The sequence below is a fragment of the Agromyces archimandritae genome, from assembly GCF_018024495.1.
GTDB lineage: Bacteria > Actinomycetota > Actinomycetes > Actinomycetales > Microbacteriaceae > Agromyces > Agromyces archimandritae.
Genome location: NZ_CP071696.1, coordinates 2,819,593 through 2,844,343, shown reverse-complemented (window position 1 = coordinate 2,844,343; position 24,751 = coordinate 2,819,593). Strand labels below are relative to the sequence as shown.

Annotated in this window: 26 protein-coding genes; 9 read left to right on the top strand and 17 right to left on the bottom strand. The window is 68.9% G+C overall.

Translation table 11 applies throughout. The annotated features are described in order from the left end of the window. Positions 1-7: 7 nt before the first annotated feature. From G127AT_RS13065 to G127AT_RS13055, 3 genes are all read right to left on the bottom strand, one after another. Positions 8-1,174 carry an HNH endonuclease family protein gene (locus G127AT_RS13065; RefSeq protein ID WP_210897568.1) on the bottom strand — a complete coding sequence of 389 codons (1,167 nt, stop codon included), beginning with the start codon at positions 1,172-1,174 and terminating at the stop codon, positions 8-10. Continuing rightward, positions 1,174-2,394, bottom strand: a complete 1,221-nt coding sequence (locus G127AT_RS13060; protein ID WP_210897566.1) for an adenine-specific methyltransferase EcoRI family protein — start codon at positions 2,392-2,394, stop codon at positions 1,174-1,176. The genes G127AT_RS13065 and G127AT_RS13060 overlap by 1 nt, the downstream gene beginning before the upstream one ends. Positions 2,395-2,759: 365 nt before the next feature. Continuing rightward, on the bottom strand, positions 2,760-2,975 hold the full coding sequence (locus G127AT_RS13055; protein WP_210897564.1) for a helix-turn-helix domain-containing protein: 216 nt from the start codon (positions 2,973-2,975) through the stop codon (positions 2,760-2,762). A gap of 207 nt (positions 2,976-3,182) precedes the next feature. Between G127AT_RS13055 and G127AT_RS13050 the strand changes: the two genes are divergently transcribed. Both G127AT_RS13050 and G127AT_RS13045 read left to right on the top strand, forming a co-directional pair. Further along, complete coding sequence (locus tag G127AT_RS13050; protein ID WP_210897562.1) at positions 3,183-3,956, top strand: transposase; 774 nt, start codon at positions 3,183-3,185, stop codon at positions 3,954-3,956. A gap of 333 nt (positions 3,957-4,289) precedes the next feature. Beyond that, positions 4,290-6,038 carry an AAA family ATPase gene (locus G127AT_RS13045; protein WP_210897559.1) on the top strand — a complete coding sequence of 583 codons (1,749 nt, stop codon included), beginning with the start codon at positions 4,290-4,292 and terminating at the stop codon, positions 6,036-6,038. 43 nt (positions 6,039-6,081) lie between these two features. On the opposite strand, the gene G127AT_RS13040 is transcribed toward G127AT_RS13045, so the two are convergent. The 10 genes from G127AT_RS13040 to G127AT_RS12995 all read right to left on the bottom strand — a co-directional run bounded on the left by G127AT_RS13040 (position 6,082) and on the right by G127AT_RS12995 (position 13,584). Then, positions 6,082-6,375 (bottom strand): hypothetical protein, encoded by a 294-nt coding sequence (locus G127AT_RS13040; protein ID WP_210897558.1) that lies wholly within the window; start codon positions 6,373-6,375, stop codon positions 6,082-6,084. Positions 6,376-6,494: 119 nt separating this feature from the next. After that, positions 6,495-7,313: an IS21-like element helper ATPase IstB gene (gene istB / locus G127AT_RS13035; RefSeq protein WP_210897555.1), complete on the bottom strand. Its 819-nt coding sequence runs from the start codon at positions 7,311-7,313 to the stop codon at positions 6,495-6,497. Then, positions 7,310-8,617 carry an IS21 family transposase gene (gene istA / locus G127AT_RS13030; protein ID WP_483296484.1) on the bottom strand — a complete coding sequence of 436 codons (1,308 nt, stop codon included), beginning with the start codon at positions 8,615-8,617 and terminating at the stop codon, positions 7,310-7,312. The genes istB and istA overlap by 4 nt, the downstream gene beginning before the upstream one ends. A gap of 208 nt (positions 8,618-8,825) precedes the next feature. Then, positions 8,826-9,212 (bottom strand): VOC family protein, encoded by a 387-nt coding sequence (locus G127AT_RS13025; RefSeq protein ID WP_210897551.1) that lies wholly within the window; start codon positions 9,210-9,212, stop codon positions 8,826-8,828. Positions 9,213-9,236: 24 nt separating this feature from the next. Next, complete coding sequence (locus G127AT_RS13020) at positions 9,237-9,506, bottom strand: type II toxin-antitoxin system RelE family toxin (protein ID WP_210897549.1); 270 nt, start codon at positions 9,504-9,506, stop codon at positions 9,237-9,239. 9 nt (positions 9,507-9,515) lie between these two features. Continuing rightward, positions 9,516-9,761 carry a type II toxin-antitoxin system Phd/YefM family antitoxin gene (locus G127AT_RS13015; protein ID WP_210897546.1) on the bottom strand — a complete coding sequence of 82 codons (246 nt, stop codon included), beginning with the start codon at positions 9,759-9,761 and terminating at the stop codon, positions 9,516-9,518. A 206-nt stretch (positions 9,762-9,967) separates the two neighbouring features. After that, positions 9,968-11,041 (bottom strand): redox-regulated ATPase YchF, encoded by a 1,074-nt coding sequence (ychF, locus tag G127AT_RS13010; protein WP_210897544.1) that lies wholly within the window; start codon positions 11,039-11,041, stop codon positions 9,968-9,970. Between the two features lie 76 nt (positions 11,042-11,117). Next, positions 11,118-11,930 carry a class I SAM-dependent methyltransferase gene (locus G127AT_RS13005; protein ID WP_244857572.1) on the bottom strand — a complete coding sequence of 271 codons (813 nt, stop codon included), beginning with the start codon at positions 11,928-11,930 and terminating at the stop codon, positions 11,118-11,120. Next, positions 11,927-12,847 carry a DMT family transporter gene (locus G127AT_RS13000; RefSeq protein WP_210897543.1) on the bottom strand — a complete coding sequence of 307 codons (921 nt, stop codon included), beginning with the start codon at positions 12,845-12,847 and terminating at the stop codon, positions 11,927-11,929. Before G127AT_RS13000 ends, G127AT_RS13005 begins: the two co-directional genes overlap by 4 nt. Positions 12,848-12,903: 56 nt before the next feature. Next, positions 12,904-13,584, bottom strand: a complete 681-nt coding sequence (locus tag G127AT_RS12995) for a pyridoxamine 5'-phosphate oxidase family protein (protein ID WP_210897541.1) — start codon at positions 13,582-13,584, stop codon at positions 12,904-12,906. A gap of 70 nt (positions 13,585-13,654) precedes the next feature. Between G127AT_RS12995 and pdxR the strand changes: the two genes are divergently transcribed. The 3 genes from pdxR to G127AT_RS12980 all read left to right on the top strand — a co-directional run bounded on the left by pdxR (position 13,655) and on the right by G127AT_RS12980 (position 17,431). Further along, entirely contained in the window at positions 13,655-15,076 is a 1,422-nt protein-coding gene (pdxR, locus tag G127AT_RS12990; protein ID WP_210897540.1) for a MocR-like pyridoxine biosynthesis transcription factor PdxR, read from the top strand. 127 nt (positions 15,077-15,203) lie between these two features. After that, positions 15,204-15,821, top strand: a complete 618-nt coding sequence (locus G127AT_RS12985; protein WP_210902144.1) for a 3'-5' exonuclease — start codon at positions 15,204-15,206, stop codon at positions 15,819-15,821. Between the two features lie 68 nt (positions 15,822-15,889). Beyond that, positions 15,890-17,431 carry a DNA recombination protein RmuC gene (locus G127AT_RS12980; protein ID WP_210897538.1) on the top strand — a complete coding sequence of 514 codons (1,542 nt, stop codon included), beginning with the start codon at positions 15,890-15,892 and terminating at the stop codon, positions 17,429-17,431. A gap of 31 nt (positions 17,432-17,462) precedes the next feature. Here G127AT_RS12980 and G127AT_RS12975 read toward each other — a convergent pair whose 3' ends face one another. After that, positions 17,463-17,822: a DoxX family protein gene (locus tag G127AT_RS12975; protein ID WP_210897536.1), complete on the bottom strand. Its 360-nt coding sequence runs from the start codon at positions 17,820-17,822 to the stop codon at positions 17,463-17,465. A gap of 254 nt (positions 17,823-18,076) precedes the next feature. On the opposite strand from G127AT_RS12975, the gene G127AT_RS16340 reads away from it, so the two are divergent. Further along, a complete protein-coding gene (locus G127AT_RS16340; RefSeq protein ID WP_210897534.1) occupies positions 18,077-18,562 on the top strand; it encodes a winged helix-turn-helix transcriptional regulator in 486 nt (161 codons plus the stop codon). A 24-nt stretch (positions 18,563-18,586) separates the two neighbouring features. Here G127AT_RS16340 and G127AT_RS12965 read toward each other — a convergent pair whose 3' ends face one another. Together G127AT_RS12965 and glpX are read right to left on the bottom strand one after the other, a co-directional pair. Then, positions 18,587-19,510, bottom strand: coding sequence for a S66 peptidase family protein (locus G127AT_RS12965; protein WP_244857571.1), 924 nt, complete (start codon positions 19,508-19,510; stop codon positions 18,587-18,589). Next, positions 19,495-20,484, bottom strand: coding sequence for a class II fructose-bisphosphatase (glpX, locus tag G127AT_RS12960; protein ID WP_210897532.1), 990 nt, complete (start codon positions 20,482-20,484; stop codon positions 19,495-19,497). Before glpX ends, G127AT_RS12965 begins: the two co-directional genes overlap by 16 nt. Before the next feature lie 222 nt (positions 20,485-20,706). Between glpX and fbaA the strand changes: the two genes are divergently transcribed. Then, positions 20,707-21,738, top strand: coding sequence for a class II fructose-bisphosphate aldolase (gene fbaA / locus G127AT_RS12955; protein ID WP_210897531.1), 1,032 nt, complete (start codon positions 20,707-20,709; stop codon positions 21,736-21,738). 2 nt (positions 21,739-21,740) lie between these two features. Further along, on the top strand, positions 21,741-22,310 hold the full coding sequence (locus G127AT_RS12950) for a DUF6264 family protein (RefSeq protein ID WP_210897529.1): 570 nt from the start codon (positions 21,741-21,743) through the stop codon (positions 22,308-22,310). A 48-nt stretch (positions 22,311-22,358) separates the two neighbouring features. Here the strand turns inward: G127AT_RS12950 and G127AT_RS12945 are convergent, their stop codons facing one another. Further along, the gene (locus G127AT_RS12945) at positions 22,359-23,399 is read right to left on the bottom strand and encodes a 4-hydroxy-3-methylbut-2-enyl diphosphate reductase (RefSeq protein WP_210902140.1); all 1,041 of its coding nucleotides are present in this window, start codon (positions 23,397-23,399) and stop codon (positions 22,359-22,361) included. Positions 23,400-23,487: 88 nt separating this feature from the next. Between G127AT_RS12945 and xseA the strand changes: the two genes are divergently transcribed. Continuing rightward, complete coding sequence (gene xseA, locus G127AT_RS12940) at positions 23,488-24,750, top strand: exodeoxyribonuclease VII large subunit (protein WP_210897527.1); 1,263 nt, start codon at positions 23,488-23,490, stop codon at positions 24,748-24,750. Position 24,751 lies beyond the last annotated feature (1 nt).

Here is a 24,751-nt window from a genome sequence, read left to right as displayed (position 1 = left end):
GCGGTTCCTACCGATTGCCCTTGGCACGGTTGTGCGTCTGGCAGAGCATGGTCAGGTTGGACAGGCTCGTCGATCCGCCCTTCGACCAGGCAGTGACGTGGTCGGCGTCCATCTCGTTCTGCTTGTAGATCCGAGCCTTGTTGCTGTCCCCGGCGATTGTGCACAGGGGGCAGTTCGACTCGCCCGCGGCCTTGGCCTTAGTCGTCTGGCGCTCGTAAGCGACGCGCTTGTCCTTCGCGTCGAACAAGCGGATGTCGAGCAGCTGGGACATTGTCTCGCCGCCGAGCAGGTACTCGTAGATGCCCTTCGGGCTGTACACCGCGGGGTCTCCGCGCAGCTCGTTGATCCGATCATCGAGCTGCGCCGAGCTGTAGGACGTCGTGTGGTGCTCCTCGTAGAGCCGGCCCCACTCGAGGCCCCGCATTTCCTTGTCCGGAGGCCGGATGAAGACGCCGGCGACCCAGTCGATGACCGAGGTGAAGTAGTTCTTCAGCTCGGCAATGTCGGTGTCCTGGCGGTGCTGGGCGAGATAGGCATCGATCGTCAGGCCGTGCGGGGCCGCGACCCACTCAAGCGCCTCCTCGAGGATCTGCTGGCGCTTAGGGTCGCCGTTGACGTACGACTGCCACTTCTGCATGTTCGCGTTGTTGGAGTTGGAGTACTCCGCCTTGGCCTTGGTGATGAACGGCCCGGAGTAGATCGCGTTGCGCAGCTCCTGCCTGTTTAGCGGCACGCCGGCGATGTTGATCGTCTGGAACCAGGCCTTAATCTCGTCCTCGGTGCCGTCGCACTCATAGATGTCGAGCCTGGTGTCGAGGATCGTGCGTTGGAGATTCAACGGCAGCGAGGAGAACGTCTGCTCCTTTCCGCCGACCTTGATGGCAAACTTGCCAGTGGTGAACCGGCCGACACTCGTGATGCGCTGTTGTCCGTCGAGGACTTCGAGCGTCGAGCCCTCAACGTTGAAGTAGATCAGCCCGAGGGGGTATCCCTTGAGCAGCGAATCGATCACCGCGACGTCGCGCTTTCCGTCGTTATAGATGTAGTTGCGCTGGTACTCAGGCTGGATGACGAGCCTGCCGTCGAGTCCGAACAGCCCCTTGCCCTCGAGCTCGTTGTAGACGAAGCCCTTCAGAACCTCTTCGACGGTGTAGTGCTTGAGCTCGGTGTCCACTAGGCGTCCTTCCGGTGGCGGATGAAGATCCGCTTGTACATACGTCTAACGGGATACCCAACGTCGAAGTAGGTGCCGGATCCGAATGCTTCGACGCGGATGTAGCCTCCACCTGAGCCTGTGTTCGACTTCACCGGACTGCCATTGACCACCTTCCGCTTCGCCTTGTAGAGCTTGGTTGGCTCATAGTCCGTTTCGTCCGTCCCAATGATCTCGAACTGATCTGGGTTGTACTTGGCCAACCAGGTGATTGGGACACCCATGACTCCCTCGTAGTCCGACGGGATCGCATCGGTATACGGAACCTCGATGGCATCGAAGTTGTCGTAGCGCTGGTACGTCGTCCCGCCGTCTAGGGTGGTGATCAGCTTCTTGTTGTAGCGCAGGTTGTCCGCCATCGTCATTAGCTGGAGCGGCTCGTGCCGTCGTCCATGCTCAATGTTGGTGAACCAGCACGAGTTACCAAGACGCGTGTAGTGATGCTCATCGTCGGGAGGATAACCGAGCTTCTCGGCCTTAAGTCGATCGCTCTCCTTGACCGGATACCCCTTGGGTACGCCAAAGACCATGTCTGTGCTGTTCGCCGTCGCGCCCTTCCAGATCTTGTTTTGCTTGATCAGTCGGAACACGTTCTTATAGGCGATTGCATTCTCATTGCCGATAATCGAGAACTGCTTCGCACCCTTCTGGATCCACGTCAGGAACTCGCGGAACAGGCTGAACGGCGGGTTGGTGATGATGATGTCAGCTTCGTCTCGCAGCGCGGTGACCTCGGTACTGCGAAAATCCCCGTCGCCCTCGAGATAGTCCCACTGCAGGTCATCGATGTTGACTACACCATCACCGTTGATGTCCTCAGGCTCGAGGACGAACTTCTTCCCGTTGGCGCGGGTCTTGGTCTCGTCAAACTTCGGATCATCCATCTCGAAGAGGGTCGGCTCGTACGAGAAAAGCGCGGGATTGCTATCTGGGGCGTACGACGTCGAGATCAGCTTCTTGAGCCCAAGTTCGACGAAGTGGAGGGCGAAGAACTTTGCGAAGTTCGACCACTCGGGATCGTCGCACGGAAGCAGGAGAACCTTGCCGCGGAACACGTCGGGGTCGTACTCGAGGTAAGCGTTGACCTCGCGCTCGATGTCCGCCCATTGCGTGTAGAACTCGTCGTTCTTGGCCGCCTTGGCCGCGTTGAGGCTCGAAGTCCGATTCGCGACCGTCGACATGCTCTCCCTCTCTGATCCGGTACCGCACTGGATCGCGGCACTTCCTCGTGTGCATATCGTATCCGTGACGGCCGACACCTCCTGGGACGGGACGCACGGCACGGCGCTTCTGCTGCTCGCTACAGCATGATCCCGCTGTCGCTACGGCTTGCCCACCTCCTGCCGTGGCTCGGAGTCGCAAGAGTGCTCGGCCACGAGTCGGCGAAGGAGCAGGTCGGTGACGCCGCAGCGCGCCACCACTTCATCGAGCGACGCGATGAAACCGAACACGGAGCGGGGTTCGAACTGCCCGCCATTCCTCTGCAGACCTGAGCGGATCAGCTCATCGACGGCTCGTCGAAACGAACCCGACGCACAGCCTCGGGTCATACACGCATCAGAAGCACATCCGCCGCAACGTTCAGCTGCCCAGCGAGGGCGTCTACCGAGTCCAATGTGAGGTTCCGCTCGCCGCGCTCGATGCCGGCCAGGTATCGGGCAGACACTCCGAGTTGTTCAGCGAGCTCCTCCTGCGACAGGCGACGCTCGAGGCGGAGACCGCGCACGTGCGATCCCAGCACCTTCTTCAGCGGTTCTGCCACCTCTCCAGCCTTGAGGCTGGTAGTCATGACTTCCAGGAAGTTATCGCTTCCTGTTTCTGGTCCGCATCGACAGGGGAGCGACCTCGCCTCTCTCGGTCATCGCATCAACGGAGGAGAAAACCCGTGCAAGCGCCAGACGAGCCCACCTCGCGGTCCGTTCATCGCACCTCACGCGCCGCGGCTCTCTCTCACGAAGCTCAGACGGCCATGTTCGAGGCCGGACGAAAGCGATGGTCATCGGAAGGTCTGTACCAGCCGTATGACGCCTTCGCCGCCGGCGAGCCATGCCGCGCATGCCACCGAGCACTGCGCGATGTGGAAGGCATGGCCGAAGAGCCGCCAATACTCGACGCCGTGTCCGACAACGACGCCTTCCGCTCAGCACACACGGCGTGCGGATTCGGGTTCTGGAGGATTCAGGACTGCTCGACCGACCACTGCCATCGATGCTGCCCTCCACCACCATTGAGCCCGCGCCAGATCGACGTTCTGCGCGAGCTCCTGTCCCCCGCCTCATCTGGCCCGCTGTTCAGCTGGTACGTCGAGCTCACGTGCGAGCACGCCGCGTTCGTGACAACCGGTCGAGCAGACGAGCCTCCACACACGGCCCGATGCGCGGAGTGCGACACGACGCGCGGCGTGATCGTTGCCGCTCGCAGCAGCAACCAGCGCGCCGGCAACCCCTCGCCCGGGGCAGCTGAGAACGCCGAAGCAACCAGTCCCCGTTTTCGGCCGCTCATTGACGAGCAATGGCAACGGGTCGCGCGCATCCTGCAGCCGGCAGATCCAGGGAACCGCGGCCGCCCCAGTGCGGACGCACGCACCGTCGTGAACGCCATCCGCTATCGCGCGCACTACGGCATCCCCTGGCGTGAGCTCCCACCGTCATTCGGGTCGTGGCAGACGGTGGCGCGTCGATACCGACAGCTCGCCGCCGACGGCCGATGGGAGCAGATCACGCGAATGCTCGGCGAGACCTGATCGCCCCAACCACCTTCCGAGAGCTGATGCTCGGCCCGTCTCGTGGTGCGGCTCCGACTCTTGAGACAGCTCCCTTTTTGAGACAGCAGATCCCCGACGAAGAAGCGGCAGTTCGGCCGTTGCCCTCGTCCGGGCAAGTCCGCAGATAGAACCGCTGGCGACACCTACGTGCGGACGCATGCAGCAGGCTGACGCCTTTTGAGACAGCGACGACCGGTTTCGCCCTCGAGAAGTCGCCCGTCGACGCATGACAAGAGGCATCCGGCGATGTCGACCGCCGTGACTAGCATGAGCTTGCAGAGCGGTCACACCGCCGCTCGTTTAGGAGCTTCGATGTCGCTGGGATACCGCACAATCCTGACCGCTGATCCGACTCAGCAGAACCTCAGTGACCTCATTGAAGCGTTCGCGAAGTGGGTCACCAGTAAGAAGGGCTTCGCCGAGCTTCCGGCTTCGGGGAGCATCACCAACGCGGCGGGCGCAACGATCACGGGGGTCACCTTCGTCAGCCCCGACGAGAGCATCATGGCGAAGCGCTGGACTCTCGTCGAAGAATGGGACGCGCCAGTCTGGTACACGAACGCAGATACGTCGCGAACCGGCGTGACCAACGTCACGATCACGCTGGCAGACAACCGGCTCTGGTTGTGGGTCGACGTTGAGCCGCCGACGCTCGTCTACCCGCTGCGAAGTGGTCGCGTCGTCGAAGAGGTACAACTCAGCGGTCGTCCCACCTTCGTCCGCGACATCCTCGACACGATCAACATGCATGACGGCGAAGCGGAGCCGATTTCCGAGTTCCAAATCATCGCGAACCAGAACCACGTCGATGAGCTTGCCCGGATTCTCCGAGACGACCAGCGAATCGGCGCAGTCCTCGTGACCGCCGCGCCGAACGACACCGACGTAACCGAGTGGGCGGCTCGATCGACGAAGCGCGTCGGTCAGATTCAGGGCATGGGGATCGGATACGTCCTCGCGCCCGAAGCCCGAGCCGTCTTCAACCGCACCTACGGCGCGGTGGGGCACTGGGTCTCCGCCGGCGCGATGCGTACGTTCCTGCCCGGAGCAGACCTCACCGACCCCAAGGACGCGTTCAACCACAGGCTGCTGCACGCCTCGACTCTTGAGGACAGCGACGAGAGACGTATCCAGCGCATCCTCCGTAACGCTCAACTCAAGCGCTTGGCTGCGATCCGTATCCCCGACGCGCTACGCGAAGTGGACTATGAGCTTCTGCGGCGTGAGCGTCTGCAACCTTTCGCGCTTCTTCATGAGCAGACCGACGGTCCGCTGGAGGGCACGAGCGATGATGAGGCTGTCTGGCGCGAACTCGCGGAGCAGGCGGAGGGTCAAGTTGTCAAGACTCTCGACGAGAACCGGCAACTACGAGACCGTGCATCACTCGCCGAGGGGCTTCTCGACCTCGTGCAAACCGAGAGCGACGAGAACTACGAAGCGCTCAACGGCTCCCGCCGCGAAGCCGCCAAACTGGAGCGGCAGATCGCGTACCTCCAGCGGAAGCTCACCGAACTTGGTGGCGAAGGAGCGGAAGCTGCCTGGTCGTTCGAGGACGACGACACCCAGGATGCGTACCCCGAGACCTTCGCGCAACTGCTTGACCGAGTGAAGACACTCAGCGGCGTGCGGTTCACTGGCGATGTCGAGGAAGCGCTCGAACTCGACGAGCACACGGCGCTCGGTGCGGCGGCGGTGATGAAGGCATGGGATGCGCTCCTCACGTTCGACGCGTACTCACGCGCTCGGAACGAAGGAAAGTTTGACCATTCGCTGAGCCAGTACGTCAAGTTCAGCAACCACGGGTGCCTCGTGCGTGTGGGAAAGATCGTCTGGACGGAGAGCGAGTCCGTCAAGAACAACGACAAGTACCGGGCACAACGAATGCTCCCCGTCGATACAACTGTCGATCCGTCTGGCGAGACCCTGATGCTCGCGCATCTCAAGCTCTCTAACCTGACGGGTGTCGCACCTCGGATGTACTTCGACGACACCTATTCGAAAGTGGGGTACGTGAGCGTTGGCTATCTCGGCTCGCACATGTCGAACACACTCACGAACTAGGCGATCAAACCTGGTCGCGTACCACCCCGCGAGAGCCCATTAGTCAACTCTCGGCGTCCTTCGCGTGTGCCGTCTTCTTCTTCGCCGCTTCAGCACGCCATTGTTCGCGTTGGAGTTCGCGCTGCCTCTCCTGGTAGGCGAGCCAGCCGTTCGCATCGCTCTTCACGGAGTTGACCCGATTGATTAGGGCTTCATCTGGTTGCTGCCCGCGAGACACCGTTGCGGACACATCGAAACCAAGAGTGAGCAGTTTCTCGACCAGCGGCTTACGCTTCGCTCCAACGTCCCACTCCGCCAGTTCGTCGAACATGTCCAGCGCGTCCACGATTGCCAGCACGCGAGCACGTTCGTGGTCATCGCGAACTCGACCGACAAGTCGCCTGAGCGCGATGTTGATGGCGCTCGCCGGTTTTCCCCAGAGTTGCTCACCGAAGTTCCCCAGGTCGCGAGGTCAGGTTAGTGCAGGTTTGTGCCGGTCGTGGCGCGGCGGAGTTCGTCGGCTGCGGTGGCGTGGTGGCGGAGCCGGTAGGAGGGCCCGTCGAGTGTGACGACGACGGATCGGTGTAGGAGTCGGTCGAGCATGGCTGCGGCCACGGTGGTGTCGCCGAGGACCTCGCCCCAGGCGCCGACGGGCCGGTTCGTGGTGATCACGATCGAGGTCTTCAGGTAGCGCTGGTTGATGACTTGGAACAGGGCGGACGCGGCTTCTGCGGGCACTGGCAAGTAGCCGAGCTCGTCGATGATGAGGAGCGTGGGTCCGGCGAAGAACCGCATCATCGTGGACCATTTCCCCTCGATCGCGGCGCGGTGGCAGCGGGCGGCGAGGTCTGCGGCGGAGGTGAAGTAGACGCGGTAGCCGGCGGTGACGGCGGCGTGCCCGAGGCCGGTCGCGATGTGCGTCTTCCCGACTCCGGGCGGGCCGATCAACAACACGTTCGTGGCGGTATCGATGAATCGGCAGGTGCCGAGCTCGGCGAGTAGGGACTTGTCGATGCCGGAGGCGTGGTCGTGGTCGAAGTCGTCGAGGGTGGCGCCGGTGGGCAGGTTCGCGAAGCGGAACCGGCCGGTGAGGCGGCGGGCTTCGGTCGCGGTGACCTCGATCTGCAGGAGCCGTTCGAGCGCATGGGTGAGCGACCAGCCCTCCGCGGCGGCCTGGTCGAGGACCGTGGGGAGCGCGTCAGCGGCGTCGGCGAGTTTCAGTTCGGCGAGGTGGCCGCGCAGCTGCTGATAGACGGACGCGTCCGTCTTGGTCGGGGCGGGTGTGGTGGTGGTCATCGGAGGGTGTTCCTGTTCTTCGCGGCCTGCTCGTAAGCGGCCAGATCGATCACGGTCGAGACGGGCGCGGCAGGCCCGGTGAGGAGGGCTGCAGCGCGGAGTGCTGCCGTGCCGGGTGGGATGCGTTCCTTGCGTCGGTGCGGGCGGCCCGGTGGCGCCGAGGCCAGAGCGACGGCCTCGAGCGCGGTGACGTGCCCGGTGTCGCGGACGGTGACTCCGAGTCCGGGCTCAGCGACCCGGTGACGGGCGATGACCGCGCCCGAGAGGGTGGCAATGTCGATGATGTCGGCGCCGAGGCGCTGGGAGACGGTCACCTTCGCGGCGGCGAGTTCGGGTGGGACGGAGTAGCGGTTCCCGCGCCAGTCGATCAGCGCCTGCCGTGTCGCGGTGCGCTCCTCGGTCACGATCACCGGGAACGCTGCTGTGGGCAGCGGTCTGAGTCGCTCGTTCGCGAACATGGCCACCGCGGTGCTCGACCCCTGCTCGCCCTCACGGCGCCGGGCATCCTGACCGACCGCGAAGGCGTTCAGGCTGGCCTGCGCCTGCTCGAGGGTGAGGTCGTCGGGCAGTGTGCGCCACCAGCGTTGCGCGGCGGTGTGGTTGTTCTTCTCGACGACGCCCTTGCGGTTACCTGACCGTGGTCGGCAGACCACCGCGGTGACGCCATGGTGCTTCGCGAACCCCGCGAACATCGCCGTGAGATCCCCGGTCCCCGGGTCCAGGACGGTGCGCATCCGATCGAAGCGCCAGACCCGGGTCAGCCCGCCCAACAGGCCGAGCAGTGCTGTCATCGCGGCGAGCAGGTGCGGGGTGTCCATCGACGGCGAGATCACCGCCCGCCAAACACCGGAGTGCGCGAGAGAGCCGACGAGGACGTATGCGGTCTTGCGACCGAATCCCCAATGGGCGGGCGGGTCGGGCATCTCGACCCAGTCGAACTGAGTCTCCTCCCCGGGCGGGTGCTCGATCACGGCGTTCGCGCGTTTCGTGACATGCGCGCACGCGACGCATGCCGGCCGCAGCCCACGGTCGCGGATCTGCCGGGTCAGCGTCGGATACGACCCGTCGTAGCCGAGTGGACGCAGCTCGTCCAGCAGTGTCACCGCCCACAGATGCGGATCCTCTACCAGCCGTGCGGTGACATAGTCGACGAACACGTCGAACCCGTCTGGCGCCGCGCGTTTACGGACCCCAGGTTTGCGTTCACCGGCCAGGTATGCGCGGATCGTCTTGCGGTCGTGGTGGGTGCGGCGGGCGATCTCGCTGATCGTGAACCCCTGCCGTTTCAGAGCGTGGATGTCCACGCTGCTCCTCTCTGAGAGCATGAGAAACAGGGCCTTCCTCGGGCTGGTGCGTGGTCAGAGACCTCCAGCATCGAGGAAGGCCCGCCTCATGCGACGGAGCGACCCAGGGTGGGGAATATCGATGAGCAGAACCGAGGAATTTCAGTGAGCGCCGTCATCCGAGCGTCATTTGCAGACATGCCGGGAAGGATCCCTCCCTGACGTACGCCTATTCCGCAGGCGTGAGCACTTCGATCCTGTTGCCGAAGCCATCCCGAGCGTGGAATCGGACGTACCCCTCGAACGTGTCCCGCTCCGCCCAGGAGAGCTCGTAGCCGCCGCGTTCGATGCGTGCGGCCGTCGCTTCGAGCTCATCCAGCGACCCGCAGACCAGACCCGGGTGCGCCTTCCGCGCCGGGATGAACGGGTCATCGACCCCGAGGTGGATCTCTGCGACGACGGCTCCCCCGTCGAAAGCGCGGAACCAGCATCCACCGCGGCCGGCCAGGGACGGCGGCTTCTGCACTTCCTGCAAGCCGAGCGCGTCTCCGTAGAAGCGACGCGCCTCGTCCTCTTCGCCACGCGGCATGGAAACCTGAACATGGTGGAGTCTCATCTCCGCCTCCGATTCACCTCGACGTTACGATGCCGCACGGCGGTAGACCTCGCGGCGATGCCCGACCCGGAGTACGACGATTACGAGTTCGCCATCGTCGATGTCGTACACGATGCGGTAATCCCCGACGCGGATCCGGAGTTCGCCGTCGCCGCCTTTCAGCTGGATGCATCCTGCTGGTCGCGGTTCTTCGGCGAGGGCTCCGATCGCAGCGATGAGCCTGCGCGCGATCGCCTTGTCGAGCTTTCGGATCGCCTTGGCTGCAGAAGGCGCGTAACTGATCGCGTATGGCATCGCCGGGATTCAGAGCCCGAGTTCGCGGATGAGTTCCTCGTGGGAGACACGACCCGCCTCTTTCCGAGCTTCGCTCGCACCGCGGATGTCGGCCTGGTCTTCCAGCGCCTGCAACGCACGGTCAAAGAAATCGGGTGAAACGACCACCGCACGGCGTCCTGCTCCCCGTGACGTGATCTCGACCGGCTCTCGCTGGGCCGCCGCGATGTAGTCGCTCTGCTGGCTGCGGAACTGGGAGAGGGTCACGGAGATCATAACCCAAGAGTACATCTTGTACAAGTTGTACGCAATACTGGCGCGCCACCAGCTCGCCCTCGGAGGAGCTCCATTCTGGTGCGCAACGCGTTTCGACTCGCTTCGCTCGCTCAACGGGCGGGGGGTCAGAAACACGTTTCGACTCGCTTCGCTCGCTCAACGGGCGGGGGGCGATCAGGCTCAACGAACGGGGCGAGCGGGGGACGTCACACGTTGAAGCGGAACTCCACCACGTCGCCGTCCTGCATGACGTAGTCCTTGCCCTCCATGCGGGCCTTGCCGCGGGAGCGGGCTTCGAGCACGGAGCCGGCCTCGACGAGGTCGTCGAAGGAGATGACCTCGGCCTTGATGAAGCCGCGTTCGAAGTCGGTGTGGATGACGCCGGCGGCCTGCGGGGCCTTCCAGCCCTTGCGGATGGTCCAGGCGCGCGACTCCTTGGGGCCGGCGGTGAGGTAGGTCTGCAGGCCGAGGGTGTCGAAGCCGACGCGGGCGAGCTGGTCGAGGCCCGATTCCTCCTGGCCGGTGGATGCCAAGAGCTCGGCCGCATCGGCCGGGTCGAGGTCGATGAGTTCCGACTCGATCTTCGCGTCGAGGAAGACGGCTTCGGCGGGGGCGACGAGCGCGGCGAGTTCGGCCTTGCGGGCGTCGTCGGTGAGCACGGCCTCGTCGACGTTGAAGACGTAGATGAAGGGCTTGGCGGTCAGCAGACCGAGTTCGGCGATCGGTGCGAGGTCGACCTTCGACGCCGACAGCGGGGTGCCAGCCTGCAGCACCTCGCGGGCTTCGACGGCGGCGGCGAGCACCTCGGGGCCGATCTTCTTGCCCTTGACCTCCTTCTCGTAGCGCGCGATGGCGCGGTCGAGGGTTTCGAGGTCGGCGAGGATCAGCTCGGTGTTGATCGTCTCCATATCGGAGGCGGGGTCGATCTTGCCGTCGACGTGCACCACGTCGGAGTCGGCGAACCCGCGCACGACCTGCGCGATCGCATCCGCCTCCCGGATGTTGGCGAGGAACTTGTTGCCGAGCCCCTCGCCCTCGCTGGCGCCGCGGACGATGCCGGCGATGTCGACGAACGACACGGTGGCCGGCAGGATCCGCTCGGAGCCGAAGATGCCGGCGAGCGTCTCGAGCCGGGGATCGGGCAGGTTCACCACGCCGACATTGGGCTCGATGGTCGCGAACGGGTAGTTCGCCGCGAGCACCTGGTTCTTGGTCAGGGCGTTGAACAGGGTCGACTTGCCGACGTTCGGGAGGCCGACGATTCCGATGGTGAGTGCCACGGACGACGAGTCTACCGGCGCGGGGGTGAGTGGATGCCGTGGGCCGCCGCACCTCGCGCGTCCCCGCCCCTCCCCGCTACTCCCCCGGCTCTGCCCGGAAGCACCGCGTCACGTACGGCACCTCGAGCTCCTCGACATCGCGCACCTCGGGGTGGGTCGCGAGCAGCTCCTCGAGGGCGGCGATCGTCGCGGCCTGATCGGCGGGCGTCGCCGTGAGGTAGTACGAGCGCGAGCGAACGAGGTCGAGGAACCGCGCCCGGCTCATCCGGTCGGTCCAGCGCACGACGTGCTCGGCGACGGGCCCGAAGGGGGCGCCGATCCGCACGTAACCCTCGAGGTCGGCGGCCGCGTCGTGGCGTTCGTGCATGATCTCCCCGGCCCGGCGCATCCAGTCGACGGAGCCGTCGCGGCTGTTCCAGACGAGGCCCAGCACACCGCCCGGTCGCAGCACGCGGGCGATCTCGGCGGTCGCGCGCCGCCGGTCGAACCAGTGCCAGGCCTGCCCGGCGACGACGGCGTCCACGTCCTCGTCGTCGAGCGGGATGTCTTCGGCGGTGCCGAGGATGCGGGGCACGCCGGGCACGGCGATCGAGAGCTCGTCGAGCATCTCCTCGATCGGGTCGACGGCGACGACGTCGCGGTCGAGTGCGACGAGCGCCTGGGTGAGTTTGCCGGTGCCGGCGCCGAGGTCGAGGATGCGTTCGGCGTCGCCGACGAGCCAGGCGACGGCTTCGACGGGGTACGACGGCCGGGCTTTCGCGTAGGCGTCGGCGGCGGCGGCGAACGACAGGGCGTGCCGCAGATCGGGGGCGTCTCCCGCGGCATCCACGACGCCCGCCTCGCCCGCACCGGTCTCGCCCGCACCGGTCTCGTTCGCGCCCATGCTCATCCCCCGCCGCTCCGGCCGGGCCGCGCCCCGGCATCCACTCTGGACATTCCAGTACGCACCGGCAGGTTCGTCAACAGCACGCCCGCGATCACGAGGGCCCCGCCGGCGAGCTGGTCGAGCGTGATCGGCAGGCCGACCGTGAGGCCGATGAGGGCGACGAAGACGGGCATGAGGTTCAGGGTGATGCCGGCCGGGCCCGCGCCGAGGTCGCGCACGGCGAGGTTCCACAGCATGAACGACAGCACCGAGGGGAACACGGCGATGTAGGCGACGTTCGCCCACACCTCGGGCGCGGCGGGCACGGTGAGGCCGGTGACGGCGACGACGGGGCTGAGCAGCACGAGGGCGATGGATCCCTGCAAGGCGCTGCCCGTGATCGGCGGCGTCGGCGAGGTGCGCCCGAGCAGCGTGTACGCGCTCCATACGACGACGGCGACGATCATGATGCCCTCGCCGAGGTTCAGGCGGAAGCCGGCGAGCGCGGCGAGGTCGCCCTTCGTGAGCACGAGCAGGACCCCGGCGAGCGAGATGAGGAGCCCGGCGATCGCACGGCCGCCGACGCGCGTGCGGGCGAAGCCGGCTGCGGCGATGGCGATGAGGGCGGGGTTGATCGCGTTGATGAGGGAGGCGTCCATCGGGCTCGTGTGCCGGAACGCCTCGTAGGTGAGCACGCAGAAGCCGATCATGCCGAGGAGGGCGAGGAGGATCTGCCGCGGCCAGTCGGCGAAGACGGTGCGCCAGGCGGGCCGCTCGATCGCGAGCGCGAGCACGATGAGGATCGGGGCGGCGCCGAGCCACCGCATCCACGTCAGCGAGATCGGGTCGACCTGTTCGACGGCGACGGCCCCGAAGACGAAGTTGCCGGCCCAGAACAGGTTCGCGAGCACGAGGAACGCGAGGGATCGGGCACGGTGCACCCGTTCACCTTACGGCGCGCCGCGGCGGCCGCCGTGCCGGGTGTGGATGCCGCGGCTCACGCGTGCCCCGCGGCACGGGCGACGGATGCCGGCAGCGGCGCCCCGACCGGCACGTCGGCTGCCGGAACGGGCTCGCCTGCGACCGTCGCAAGCGGCACGACGCCCGCCCAGACGTCCGGGTCGTCGTCGGGCGCCGCCGACGGCGGGCCGCTGCGCACCTTCATGGCGAAGCGTTCGATCGGCACCGCGAGCACGCGGGTCGCGGCGATCTCCTTGCGCCGGTTGCCGCGGAGTTCGGCGGCGCGGCCGGGCATGAGCCGTTCGGCGATGGCGACGAGGGCGGCATCCGCCTCCTCGGCCGGCACGATCTCGGGCACGCCGTAGACGACGGCGCTGCGGTAGTTCATGCTGCTGTCGAAGAGGGAGCGGGCGAAGACGATGCCGTCGAGGGCGGCGACCGAGACGGCGAGCACCCGGCGCCGGGCGGCGGCCCGCAGGGCGAATCCGCCGCCGGTCGAGCCGTGCAGGAGGATGCGGTCGCCGTCGCGCGCGTACCCCATGGGCACGACGATGGGCGTTTCGCCCTCGGCGACGGCGACGTGGGCGACGAGCTGGGAGTCGAGGAAGGCGTCGAGCGCCGCACGGTCGTCCGTCGCCCGTGCGGCGAGGCGGCGGATCTCCGTCGACGGGGAGGTGGGTTCGGGTGTGGATGCCGCGGGCTCGGCGTTCGTGCGCATGGTTCCATGCTCGGGCGCATACTGGTCTCATGCGAAGTCCAGTTCCAGGCATCTGCGGCAGACCAGTTCGATGATCGAGCTCCCCCTGCCGCCACTCGACCGCGACGCGGGCGCGCCCCTCGCGGAGCAGCTCGCGGCCGGCATCCGCTCGGCGATCCTCGGCGGCGGCCTGCGCGCCGGCGACGCCCTGCCTTCCACCCGCACGCTCGCCGGCGGGCTCGGCGTCTCGCGCGGCGTCGCGGTCGCCGCCTACGAACGCCTCGCCGGTGAAGGCTACCTGCAGACGCGGCCCGGTGCCGCCGCGCGGATCGCCGAACTCGTGCCGCCGACGACGGCACCGGCGGGGCGCGTGCCCGATGCCGGCGCGCCGGGGCATCCACCCGCGGGCACGACCCGCATCGACCTCAGACCCGGCCTGCCGTCGACCGCCGCGCTCGACGATGCCGCCTGGCGCGCCGCCTGGCGCCACGCCGCCGCGCAGCCCCTGCCGCAGACCGTGCCGCCGCCCGCAGGCGAACCGCGCCTGCGGGCCGCCCTCGCCGAACACCTCCGGCACGCCCGCGGCGTCATCTGCGACCCGGGCGACCTCATCGTCACCGCGGGCACCGCCGAAGCCCTCGCCCTGCTGGCCGACGCCCTCGCCGCCCGAGGCCGCCCGCCCCGCATCGCCGTCGAAGACCCCGGCTACCCCGCCGCCCGCCGCACCCTCCGGCGCCGCGGGGCGCACCTCGTTCCGATCCCCGTGGCAGGCGGCGGATTCGACGTCGACCGGCTCGACGCCCTCGACCCGCCGCCCGAGGCGGTGCTCGTCACGCCGAGCCATCAGTATCCGCTCGGCGGCCGGCTGGGCGTCGCCGAACGCCTGCGCGCCGTCGCCTGGGCGGCCCGCACCGGCGGCCTCGTCATCGAGGACGACTACGACAGCGAGTTCCGGCACGCCGGGCCGCCGCTGCCGGCGCTCGCCTCCCTCGACGAGGGTGGGCGCACGGTGCTCATCGGCAGCCTCTCGAAGGTGCTCTCCCCCTCCCTCCGCGTCGGGTACCTGCTCGTGCGCGACCCGGGCCTCCGCGCCGAGATCCTCGAGGTGCGCGCCGACGATTCCGCCCCCGTCGCCGGCATCGTGCAGCTCGCCCTCGCCCGATTCGCCGAGACGGGAGCGCTGCAGCGCCACATCGCCCGATCCCGCCGCGCCTACGCGCACCGCCGCCGCCTCGTCGAACGCGCCCTCGCCGGCCACCGCCTCGGAGCGCTCGACGGGGGCCTGCATGCCGTCGTCGGACTCGCCGGGCCCGGTGCGGAGCACGACGCGATCGACGCCCTCGCCCGCGCCGGCATCGACGTCGCCGCCCTCTCGGACTACGCGGCCGGCGGCGAGACCGGCCCGCACGGCATCGTCCTCGGCTACGGGGCACCGGGCGACGCAGCCCTCGCACGTGCCCTCGCCGAGATCGCGAGCGTGCTGCGGCGAGTGGATGCCCCGGCGCACCCCTGAGGCGGCCGCGCCGCCCGCCCGCGCCGCCTCCCTGCGCCTTCTCCGCGCCGCCTCCCGGCGCTTCCCGGTGCTTCCTTCCCGCGCTTCCTGGGCGGAATGTCGGCGGGTGCATGCGAACATGGATGCCGTGCCGATGGACTTCACCGCGATCGATTTCGAGACCGCCAACGCGTCGAGCGCCTCCGCATGCTCCGTCGGCCTGGTCAAGGTCGCGGACGGCCGGGTCGTCGACGAGGCGCACTGGTTCATCCGCCCGCCGGTCGGCCACGACCTCTTCTCGGAGTGGAACGTGCGCATCCACGGCATCACGCCCGAGCAGGTCGCCGACGCCCCCGGCTGGGGCGATCTGCTGCCGGAGCTGCGGGCCTTCACCGGCGACGACTGGCTCGTCGCCCACAACGCGGGCTTCGACATGGGCGTCATCCGCGGTGCGAGCGAGGCGGTCGGGGCCGCCGTGCCCGACTACCGCTACGTCTGCAGCCTGCAGATCGCCCGGCGCACCTACCACCTCGACTCCTACCGGCTGCCGGTCGCCGCGATGGCCGCCGGCTTCGAGGACTTCTCCCACCACGACGCCCTCGACGATGCGCGCGCCTGCGCGGCGATCGTCGTGCACGCCGGCGCCCGGCACGAGGCCGACGACCTCGACCGCCTCGCGCACATCACCCGGGTGAAGATCGGCGCGATCGGCCCCGTCGCCGTGCGCGAGGCGAGCTCGCTGCACGGCCCGATGGCGCTGCAGTAACCCCGCCCGCGGGCGGAACGCCGCCCGCCCGGAACACGATGTCGGCGGGTGCTGCGACACTTTCCTGCATGGACCTCCTCTCCCTCTTCATCGGCATCGTGATCGGCGGCGTCATCGGCGCACTCGCCCTCCGCCTCGTCCTCGGCCGCCGCAGCGACGGCGCCCCGGCCGAGGCCGGCGAGGACCCGGCCCTCGTCGAGGCGCGCCATCAGGCGCAGATCGCCGAGATCCGCGCCGTCGAGGCGGCGGCGCAGGCCGAGCTGCGCGCGCAGGAGCACGAGGTTCGCGCCCGCCTGCAGGCCGAGCTCGCGTCCACCCTCGCCCGCGTCGAAGGGCTCGAGGAGCAGATCGGGGCGGCGCGCACGCAGTACCGCGAGCTCGTCGAGCAGCAGCGCAGCGACCAGGCCGAGCGCGCCGAGCGCGAGAAGCGCGAGAGCGCCGTGCTGCAGGCGCTGAGCCCGGTGCGGGAGACCCTGCAGACCATGCAGACGAAGGTCACCGAGCTCGAACGCCAGCGCAGCGAGCAGTACGGCTCGCTCGCCGAGCAGTTGAAGCAGGCGCAGGTGAGCGACGAGCAGTTGCGCACCACCACCGAGTCGCTCGCGAGCGCGCTGCGCTCCAACAGCACCCGCGGCGTGTGGGGCGAGACGCAGCTGCGCCGGGTCGTGGAGGCGGCGGGCCTCACGAACCAGGTCGATTTCACGATGCAGCACTCGATCTCGACGGATGCCGGCAACGGGCGCCCCGACATGGTCGTGCGGCTGCCGGGCTCGAAAGCGATCCCGGTCGATGCGAAGGTGCCGCTCGAGGCGTACATCGAGGCCAGTCAGATCCCGGTCACCGCGACCGGCGAAGAGGGGGCCCGCCGCAAGCAGCTGATCGACAAGCACGTCAAGGCCGTGCGCGCGCATATCGACGCCCTCGCGAAGAAGACGTACTGGGAGGGCCTCGACTCGAGCCCCGAGTTCGTCATCGCCTTCATTCCGAGCGAGTCGCTGCTCTCCTCCGCGCTCGAGGCCGACCCCGCCCTCCTCGACTACGCCTTCGGCAAGCGCGTCGCGCTCGCCTCGCCGGTGAACCTGTGGGCCGTGCTCAAGACGGTCGCCTTCGCCTGGCAGCAGCAGGCCGTCTCCGACGAGGCGAAGAAGCTCTTCGACCTCGGCAACACCCTGTATCAGCGCATCGGCACGCTCGCCGGGCACGCCGACGGCCTGCGGAAGGCGATCGCGCGCACGGTCGACAGCTACAACAAGTTCGCCAACTCGCTCGAGTCGCGCGTACTCGTCACCGCCCGCCAGTTCCCCGGCATCGACGCGACGAAGATCGAACTGCTCGCCGAACCGGAGGTCATCCACGAGCAGCCGCGGCCGCTGACCGCCCCCGAGGTCACGGAGTCGCTCGTGCAGGGCGCCGAATCCTCGGATCCCGCCCCGCAGCTCCTGCTCGATGCCGTCGAAATGCCGGACGCCGAAGCGCCGGGCGTCGAGGCGCCGGAGGCCGAGCAAGGCGCCGATCGGGGCCACACGTCCGATGCCGGCGCCCGCTCCGAGCTCGACGAACCCTCACTCCTCGACCTCGACCCGGAGATCCGCTCGAAGATCGCCGACTGAGCCGCGCGCTCTCAACGCGCCTTCCGTCGGCTCAGACGAACAGCCAGAGCACGCCGGCCGCGAGGGCGAGCACGGTCAGCACGAGGGCGGGCATGTACGGTTCCTTGCGGCGTACGTGCACGACGGTCGCGCCGACCATGATGATCACGAGCGCGAAGGCCGCCACCGGCGTGAGCCAGGGCAGGATGCCCGTGGCGACCGGCAGGATGAGGCCGAGCCCGCCGAGCACTTCGGCGATCGCGATGAGCTTGATCTGCGGCACGCTGAAGTCCTCCGTCCAGCCCATGCCGCCGGCGGCGAGGGCCTCCTTGGACTTCAGGGTCTTCATGAGACCGGCGGCGAAGAAGACGACGCCGGCGATGCCGGACACGATCCATGCGGCGATGAACATTCGGGTGACTCCATGGTTCTCTCGGGGAAGTCGGTTACTGTAGGTGCGTAATGCACGATACGAAACCATACCCGACGGTCTCCGCGCACTGCTCGGTGCGTCAGGCACACCGAGGGAACCGACAGGCACACCGCGGGAACCGACTCGGGCCGGCAGACGAACGCTCCGCACCGGCATCCACCGGCACGACGAGCACGACGAGCACGATCACCGAATCCCGAACCCCGAACCCCGAACCGACCGGAGGCACCCGCATGAGCGATCACCCCGCCGCCGCCCTGGACGGCGCTTCGCCACGGGCATCCGCCGCCTCCGACCCGGCCGGGCCGTCCCTCTGCGAGGGGCTGCCGCCGCTGCCGGCGGACGGCGCCGTCTGCGCACGCGACTTCCCCGAGGCGCACACGATCCGCACCGTCATCGCCCGCCTCGGCGACAAGTGGACGCTGCTCGTCGTCGGCCTCCTCGGCGACGGGCCGGCGCGCTTCACCGAGCTGCAGCGCCGCATCGACGGCATCTCGCACCGCATGCTCACCCAGACGCTGCGCGCCCTCGAACGCGACGGGCTCGTACGGCGCACCGCGTATCCCGAGATCCCGCCGCGGGTCGAGTACGCCCTCACCCCGCTCGGCCGTTCGCTGCTCGAGCCGACGCTCGCCCTCGTCCGCTGGGCCGCCGAGCACCACCCGGAGCTCACCACCGCCCGAGACCGCTACGACGCCGCCCACCCCGAGCCCGACTGACGCCGGGCAACCCCGCGCGCCGCGTCAGTCGATGCGGAGCGACGGCCGCTCGCCCGCGTCGAGCGTTGCGACCACGCCGAGCGGGATGCTGGACGCGCCCGGCCCGTGGCCGAAGCCGAGCTCCCAGACGAGGGGCACGCCGAGCGGCACGAGGAGTTCTTCGACGAGCTCCCGCACGTCATCGGTCGGCCCGCAGCCCTGCCAACTGCCGAGGGCGATGCCCGTCATGCCGTCGAACCAGCCGGCGCGCAGCAGCGAGACGAGAAGCCCGTCGAGCCGGTAGGGCTCTTCGGCGACGTCTTCGAGCAGGCCGATGCGGGGGCCTGTCGCGGCCGGTGGCCGGCGGCGAGCGCCGAGCGTCATGGCCAGCAGGCTCAGGTTGCCGCCGACGAGGATGCCGCGGGCGCGGCCGGGCACGAGGGCGACGGCGCCGTCGCGAGCGAACGAGCGGCCGGCGACCGGTTCGAACACCGCCCGCCGCAGCCCGTCGATCGCGGCGTCGTCGTCGAGCAGGGCACGGGTGGCGAGCATGGGCGTGAACCAGCTCGGCACGCCCAGCGTTTCGGCCCAGTACTCGTGCACGGCCGTGACGTCGGAGCTGCCGTAGAGGGGCTTCGGCCGCGCGGCCCGCAGGCGCCCCGCGTCGAGCCGGTCGAGGATTCGCACGGCCCCGTAGCCGCCGCGCACGCAGAAGACGGCGTCGATCGCGGGGTCGCACCAGGCCGTTTCGAGGTCGGCGGCGCGCACGGCATCCGGAGCCGCGAGATAGCGCGCTCGCGGATGGGCGCTGCGGGCGCTCTCGAACACGACCGGTTCCAGCCCCCAGGCAGACACCAGCGACACGGCGCGCGCGAGCTCTGCGGCGGGCGGCGGCCCGCTGGGTGCGACGAGCGCGACACGAGCCCCGGCCGCGAGCGGCCCGAGCGCCCGGCTCAGGCCTCGAGCCACTTCTCGACGAGGTGCTCCGCCTCGATGCGCCGCATCGTGCCGGACTTGGAGCGCAGCACGATGCTCTCGGTGCGGATGATCGGGCCGTCGCGCTTCACGCCGGCGACGAGGGCGCCGTCGGTCACACCGGTGGCGACGAAGAAGGTGTTGTCGCCCGAGACCATGTCCTCGATCTCGAGCACCTTGTCGACGTCGAGGCCGGCGGCTTCGCCGCGGGCGCGTTCGGCGTCGTCCTTGGGCGCGAGGCGCCCCTGCATGAAGCCGCCGAGGGCCTTGACGGCGCAGGCGGTCGTGATGCCCTCGGGGCTGCCGCCGATGCCGACGCACATGTCGATGCGGGTGCCGCGGCGGGCGGCGTTGATGCCGCCGGCGACGTCGCCGTCGAGGATGAGGCGGGTCCCTGCGCCGGCGGCGCGGATGTCGGCGATGAGCTGCTCGTGGCGGGGCCGGTCGAGGACGGCGACGCGCATGTCGGCGACGTCCTTGCCGAGGGCTGCGGCGAGCGCGCGGATGTTCTCGCCGATCGGCTTGCGGATGTCGACGACGCCCTTGCCCTCGGGGCCGGTGACGATCTTGTCCATGTAGAAGACGGAGGAGGCGTCGAGCATCGTGCCGCGGTCGGAGACGGCGAGCACGGAGAGGGCATGGCTGCGGCCGGCGGCGGTCAGCGAGGTGCCGTCGATGGGGTCGACGGCGATGTCGCAGGCCGGCCCGTCGCCGCTTCCGACGTGCTCGCCGTTGAAGAGCATGGGCGCCTCGTCTTTCTCGCCCTCGCCGATGACGATGACCCCGTCGAAGTCGACGGTCTTCAGGAACGCGCGCATGGCATCCACCGCGGCCTTGTCGGCGGCGTTCTTGTCGCCCTTGCCGATCCACGGCACGGCCCGGATCGCGGCGGCCTCGGTCGCGCGCACGAGCTCGAGGGCGAGGTTCCGGTCGGGGTTGTGGAACAGGGTGGCGCTGTCGTCGCTCAAAGGGTCCTCCGGAGATCCGACGCCCACGGAGCGGCCGGACGCCTGGCCGAAGCGGATGTTCCCCGCCCGAACGAGTTTAACCGTCGGCCGCGCGAACGGGCCGGGCGGGCCCCGGCATCCACCGGAAAGATCATCGATTCTTAAGCGCCGGGCGGAATCTTCGGCACTCGGTTCGACTCAGTAGACTCGACGGGAATCCCAACGTCCCGTGTGAGGAGCGCCATGCCCATTGCAACTCCGGATCAGTACGCCGAGATGCTCGACACCGCCAAGGCGAACGGCTTCGCGTTCCCGGCCTTCAACGTCTCGAGCTCGCAGACCCTGAATGCGGTGCTGCAGGGCCTCACCGAGGCCGGCTCGGACGGCATCATCCAGGTCACCACGGGCGGCGCCGACTACTTCGCCGGCCACACCGTCAAGGCCCGCGCCACCGGTGCGCTCGCCTTCGCGCGCTTCGCCCACGAGGTCGCGAAGTCGTACCCGATCACGGTCGCCCTGCACACCGACCACTGCCCGAAGCCCGCCCTCGAGGACTTCGTGCTGCCGCTCATCGCCGCCTCCGAGGAGGAGGTCAGGGCCGGCCGCAACCCGATCTTCCAGTCGCACATGTGGGACGGTTCGGCGGTGCCGCTGGCCGAGAACATCGAGGTCGCCGAGGAGCTCCTGCCCCGGGTGAAGAACATCAACGCGATCCTCGAGGTCGAGATCGGCGTCGTCGGCGGCGAGGAGGACGGCGTCAAGCACGAGGGCACGAACGACGCCCTCTACACGACGACGGGCGACGTGGCGCAGGCCGTCGAGGCCCTCGGCCTCGGCGAGCAGGGCCGGTGGATCGCCGCGCTCACCTTCGGCAACGTGCACGGCGTCTACAAGCCCGGCAACGTGAAGCTGCGCCCCGAGCTGCTGGGCGAGATCCAGGCCGGCATCGCCGAGAAGTTCGGCACGGGCCCGAAGCCCCTCGACCTCGTCTTCCACGGCGGATCGGGATCGACCGACGCCGAGATCGCCGAGGCCGTCGCCAACGGCGTCGTGAAGATGAACATCGACACCGACACCCAGTACGCCTTCACCCGGTCGATCGCCGACTACATGCTGAAGAACTACGACGGCGTCATCAAGGTCGACGGCGAGGTCGGCAACAAGAAGCAGTACGACCCGCGTGCCTGGGGCAAGATCGCCGAGTCGGCGATGGCCGCCCGCGTCGTCGGGTCGACGAAGCAGCTCGGTTCGGCCGGGCGTTCCATCTCGGCCTGAGCATGACGGACGAGCACGACCCGGCGCCCGACCCCCGCCCGAAGCCGCGCTACGGCGAGTACGCCCCCGAGGGGTGGACGTGGCAGCCGCCGCAGGGCGAGCCGGCGGCGGAGCCCGAGCCGCCCGCCTCGAACGCTGCGACGACGTCGGGTGCGGATGCCGGGAAGGCCGCGGCTCCGGCATCCGCACCCGAGGCCAAGCGCCCCGCCTCGGACCGATTCCTCACGATCATGCTGCTCGTGCTCGGCGCCTTCGGCGCATGGAGCATGGCGGCGGGCCTGCAGGATCTGCCGAGGCAGCTCGTGCTCGCCTACCGGCAGCAGGACATCGGCGAGTACACGCCCGGCGCGAACGTGCCGACGATCACCTTCATCGGCACCGTCGTGCTGCTCGCGCTCTATGCGGCGGTGCTCGGGTGGTCGATCCTGCGGCTGCGCGCCGGCCGCCTGTCGTTCTGGATCCCGCTGGCCGGGGGCGCGGCCGCGATCCTCGTGATGTTCGCGATCATCTTCGCGATCGTGATCGGCGACCCGACGTTCCTCGAATACGTCCGGCGGATGTCGGCCGGCTGAGCCGGGCGAGCCCGCTCGCGTGCGGCCCCGGCCGGGCCGGCGACGCAGCTACCCGCGCTCGCGGCTCCGGCCGCCGAGGGCCCGCTCGTCGCGGTTGCCCTGCAGGTCTTTGCGAAGCTCCTTCGGCAGCGAGAACATGAGGTCCTCCTCGGCCGTCTTGACTTCGTCGACGGCGCCGTAGCCGGCGTCGGCGAGGGCGTCCAGCAGTTCCCGCACGAGTTCCTCGGGCACGGATGCCCCGCTCGTCACTCCGACGGTCTCGACGCCGTCGAGCCACTCCTGGCGCACCTCGTCGGCGTAGTCGATGCGGTAGGCGGCTTTCGCGCCGTGCTCGAGGGCGACCTCGACGAGGCGGACGCTGTTGGACGAGTTGGCGGATCCGACCACGATGACCAGGTCGGCGTCTTCGGCGACCTTCTTGATGGCGACCTGACGGTTCTGCGTGGCGTAGCAGATGTCGTCGCTCGGCGGGTCCTGCAGGTTCGGGAAGCGTTCGCGCAGCCGGCGGACGGTCTCCATGGTCTCGTCGACCGAGAGGGTCGTCTGCGAGAGCCAGACGACCTTGTCGGGGTCCTGCACCTCGATGGAGGCGACGTCGTCGGGGCTGCCGACGAGGGTGACGTGGTCGGGCGCCTCGCCCGCGGTGCCCTCGACCTCTTCGTGGCCCTCGTGGCCGATGAGGAGGATCTCGTAGTCGTCGCGGGCGTAGCGGACGGCTTCGCGGTGCACCTTGGTGACGAGCGGGCAGGTCGCGTCGATGGCGTGCAGGCCGCGTTCGGCGGCGGAGTTCACGACTGCCGGCGAGACGCCGTGGGCGCTGAAGACGATGTGGGCGCCCTCGGGCACTTCGTCGACCTCGTCGACGAAGATCGCACCCTTGGCCTCGAGTTCGGTGACGACGTGGATGTTGTGCACGATCTGCTTGCGCACGTAGACGGGTGCACCGTAGTGCTCGAGGGCTTTCTCGACGGCGACGACGGCGCGGTCGACGCCGGCGCAGTAGCCACGGGGGGCGGCCAGCAGCACCCGCTTGTGTCCGTGGACCGGGATATCCTTGAGCCGGCCTCGCACGCTCGGGATCCTCGGCATGCCGAGGCCGATCCGCATGGGTTCCGTCGTGCTCGTCACGGGCCCAAGTCTACGCGGACGAAGCTGGGCGGGCGGCTGGAGGAAGCCGATGCCCCCCGAGCGTTCGACGCGCGAGAATCCGTGGCCGGTCGCCCTCCTGTCGGGCAAGCTCAAGGAGTACGTCGATCGCCTCGGCAGCGCGTGGATCGAGGGCGAGATCACGCAGTGGTCGGTGTCCGCCGGCAACGTCTACGGCAAGCTGAAGGACCTCGAGCAGGACGCGACGGTCTCCTTCACGATCTGGTCGTCGGTGCGTTCGCGGCTGAAGGAGGACTTCAAGCAGGGCGACCGGGTGGTCGCCTCGGTGAAGGTCAACTGGTGGGTCAAGGGCGGCAGCCTGACGATGCAGGTCTTCGATCTGAAGCATGTGGGGCTCGGCGATCTGCTCGAGCGCATCGAGCGGCTGCGCGTGCAGTTGCGGGCCGAGGGCCTCTTCGACGATTCGCGGAAGCGCCCGCTGCCCTTCCTGCCGGGCGTGATCGGCCTGGTCACCGGCAAGGACTCGGATGCCGAGAAGGATGTGCTGCGCAACGCCCAGCTGCGCTGGCCGAACGTGCGCTTCCGGGTCGAGCACGCCGCCGTGCAGGGTGAGCGGAGCGCGGCCGAGGTGGTGCAGGCCCTCGCGAAGCTCGACGCCGACCCCGAGGTGGAGGTCATCATCGTCGCCCGCGGCGGCGGCGACTTCCAGAACCTGCTGTCGTTCAGCGACGAGGCGGTGCTGCGGGCCGCGGCAGCGGCATCCACCCCCGTCGTCTCGGCGATCGGGCACGAGGCGGACCGCCCGCTGCTCGACGAGGTCGCCGACCTGCGCGCCTCGACGCCGACGGATGCGGCCAAACGCGTCGTGCCCGATGTCGCCGAGGAGCTGCTGCGGGTCGGGCAGGCGCGCACGCGCATCGGCATGCGGATGACCTCGCTGCTCGCGCACGAGGTCGACCGCATCGGGCAGCTGCGGTCGCGGCCCGTGCTCGCGAACCCGCAGTGGATGATCGACGCGCGCGCCGAGGAGGTCACCCGCTGGGTCGCCAGGGGCGCCGAACTGGCCGAGCGGATCGTCGAACGCGCCGGGGTGCGGGTCGGCGAGCTGCGCGGGCAGCTGCGCGCCCTGTCGCCGCAGGCGACGATGGATCGCGGCTACGCCATCGCGCAAACGGCCGACGGGGCCGTGCTGCGGGATGCGGCCGACGCCCCGGCCGGCACCGCGTTCACCCTGACGCTGGCGCGCGGTGCGATCGATGCGAGCTCCCTCGGGCCAGACGGCGCGGGGGCCCGGCCCGACGGACCGGCCGACGACGTCGGCGGCCCGGAATAGA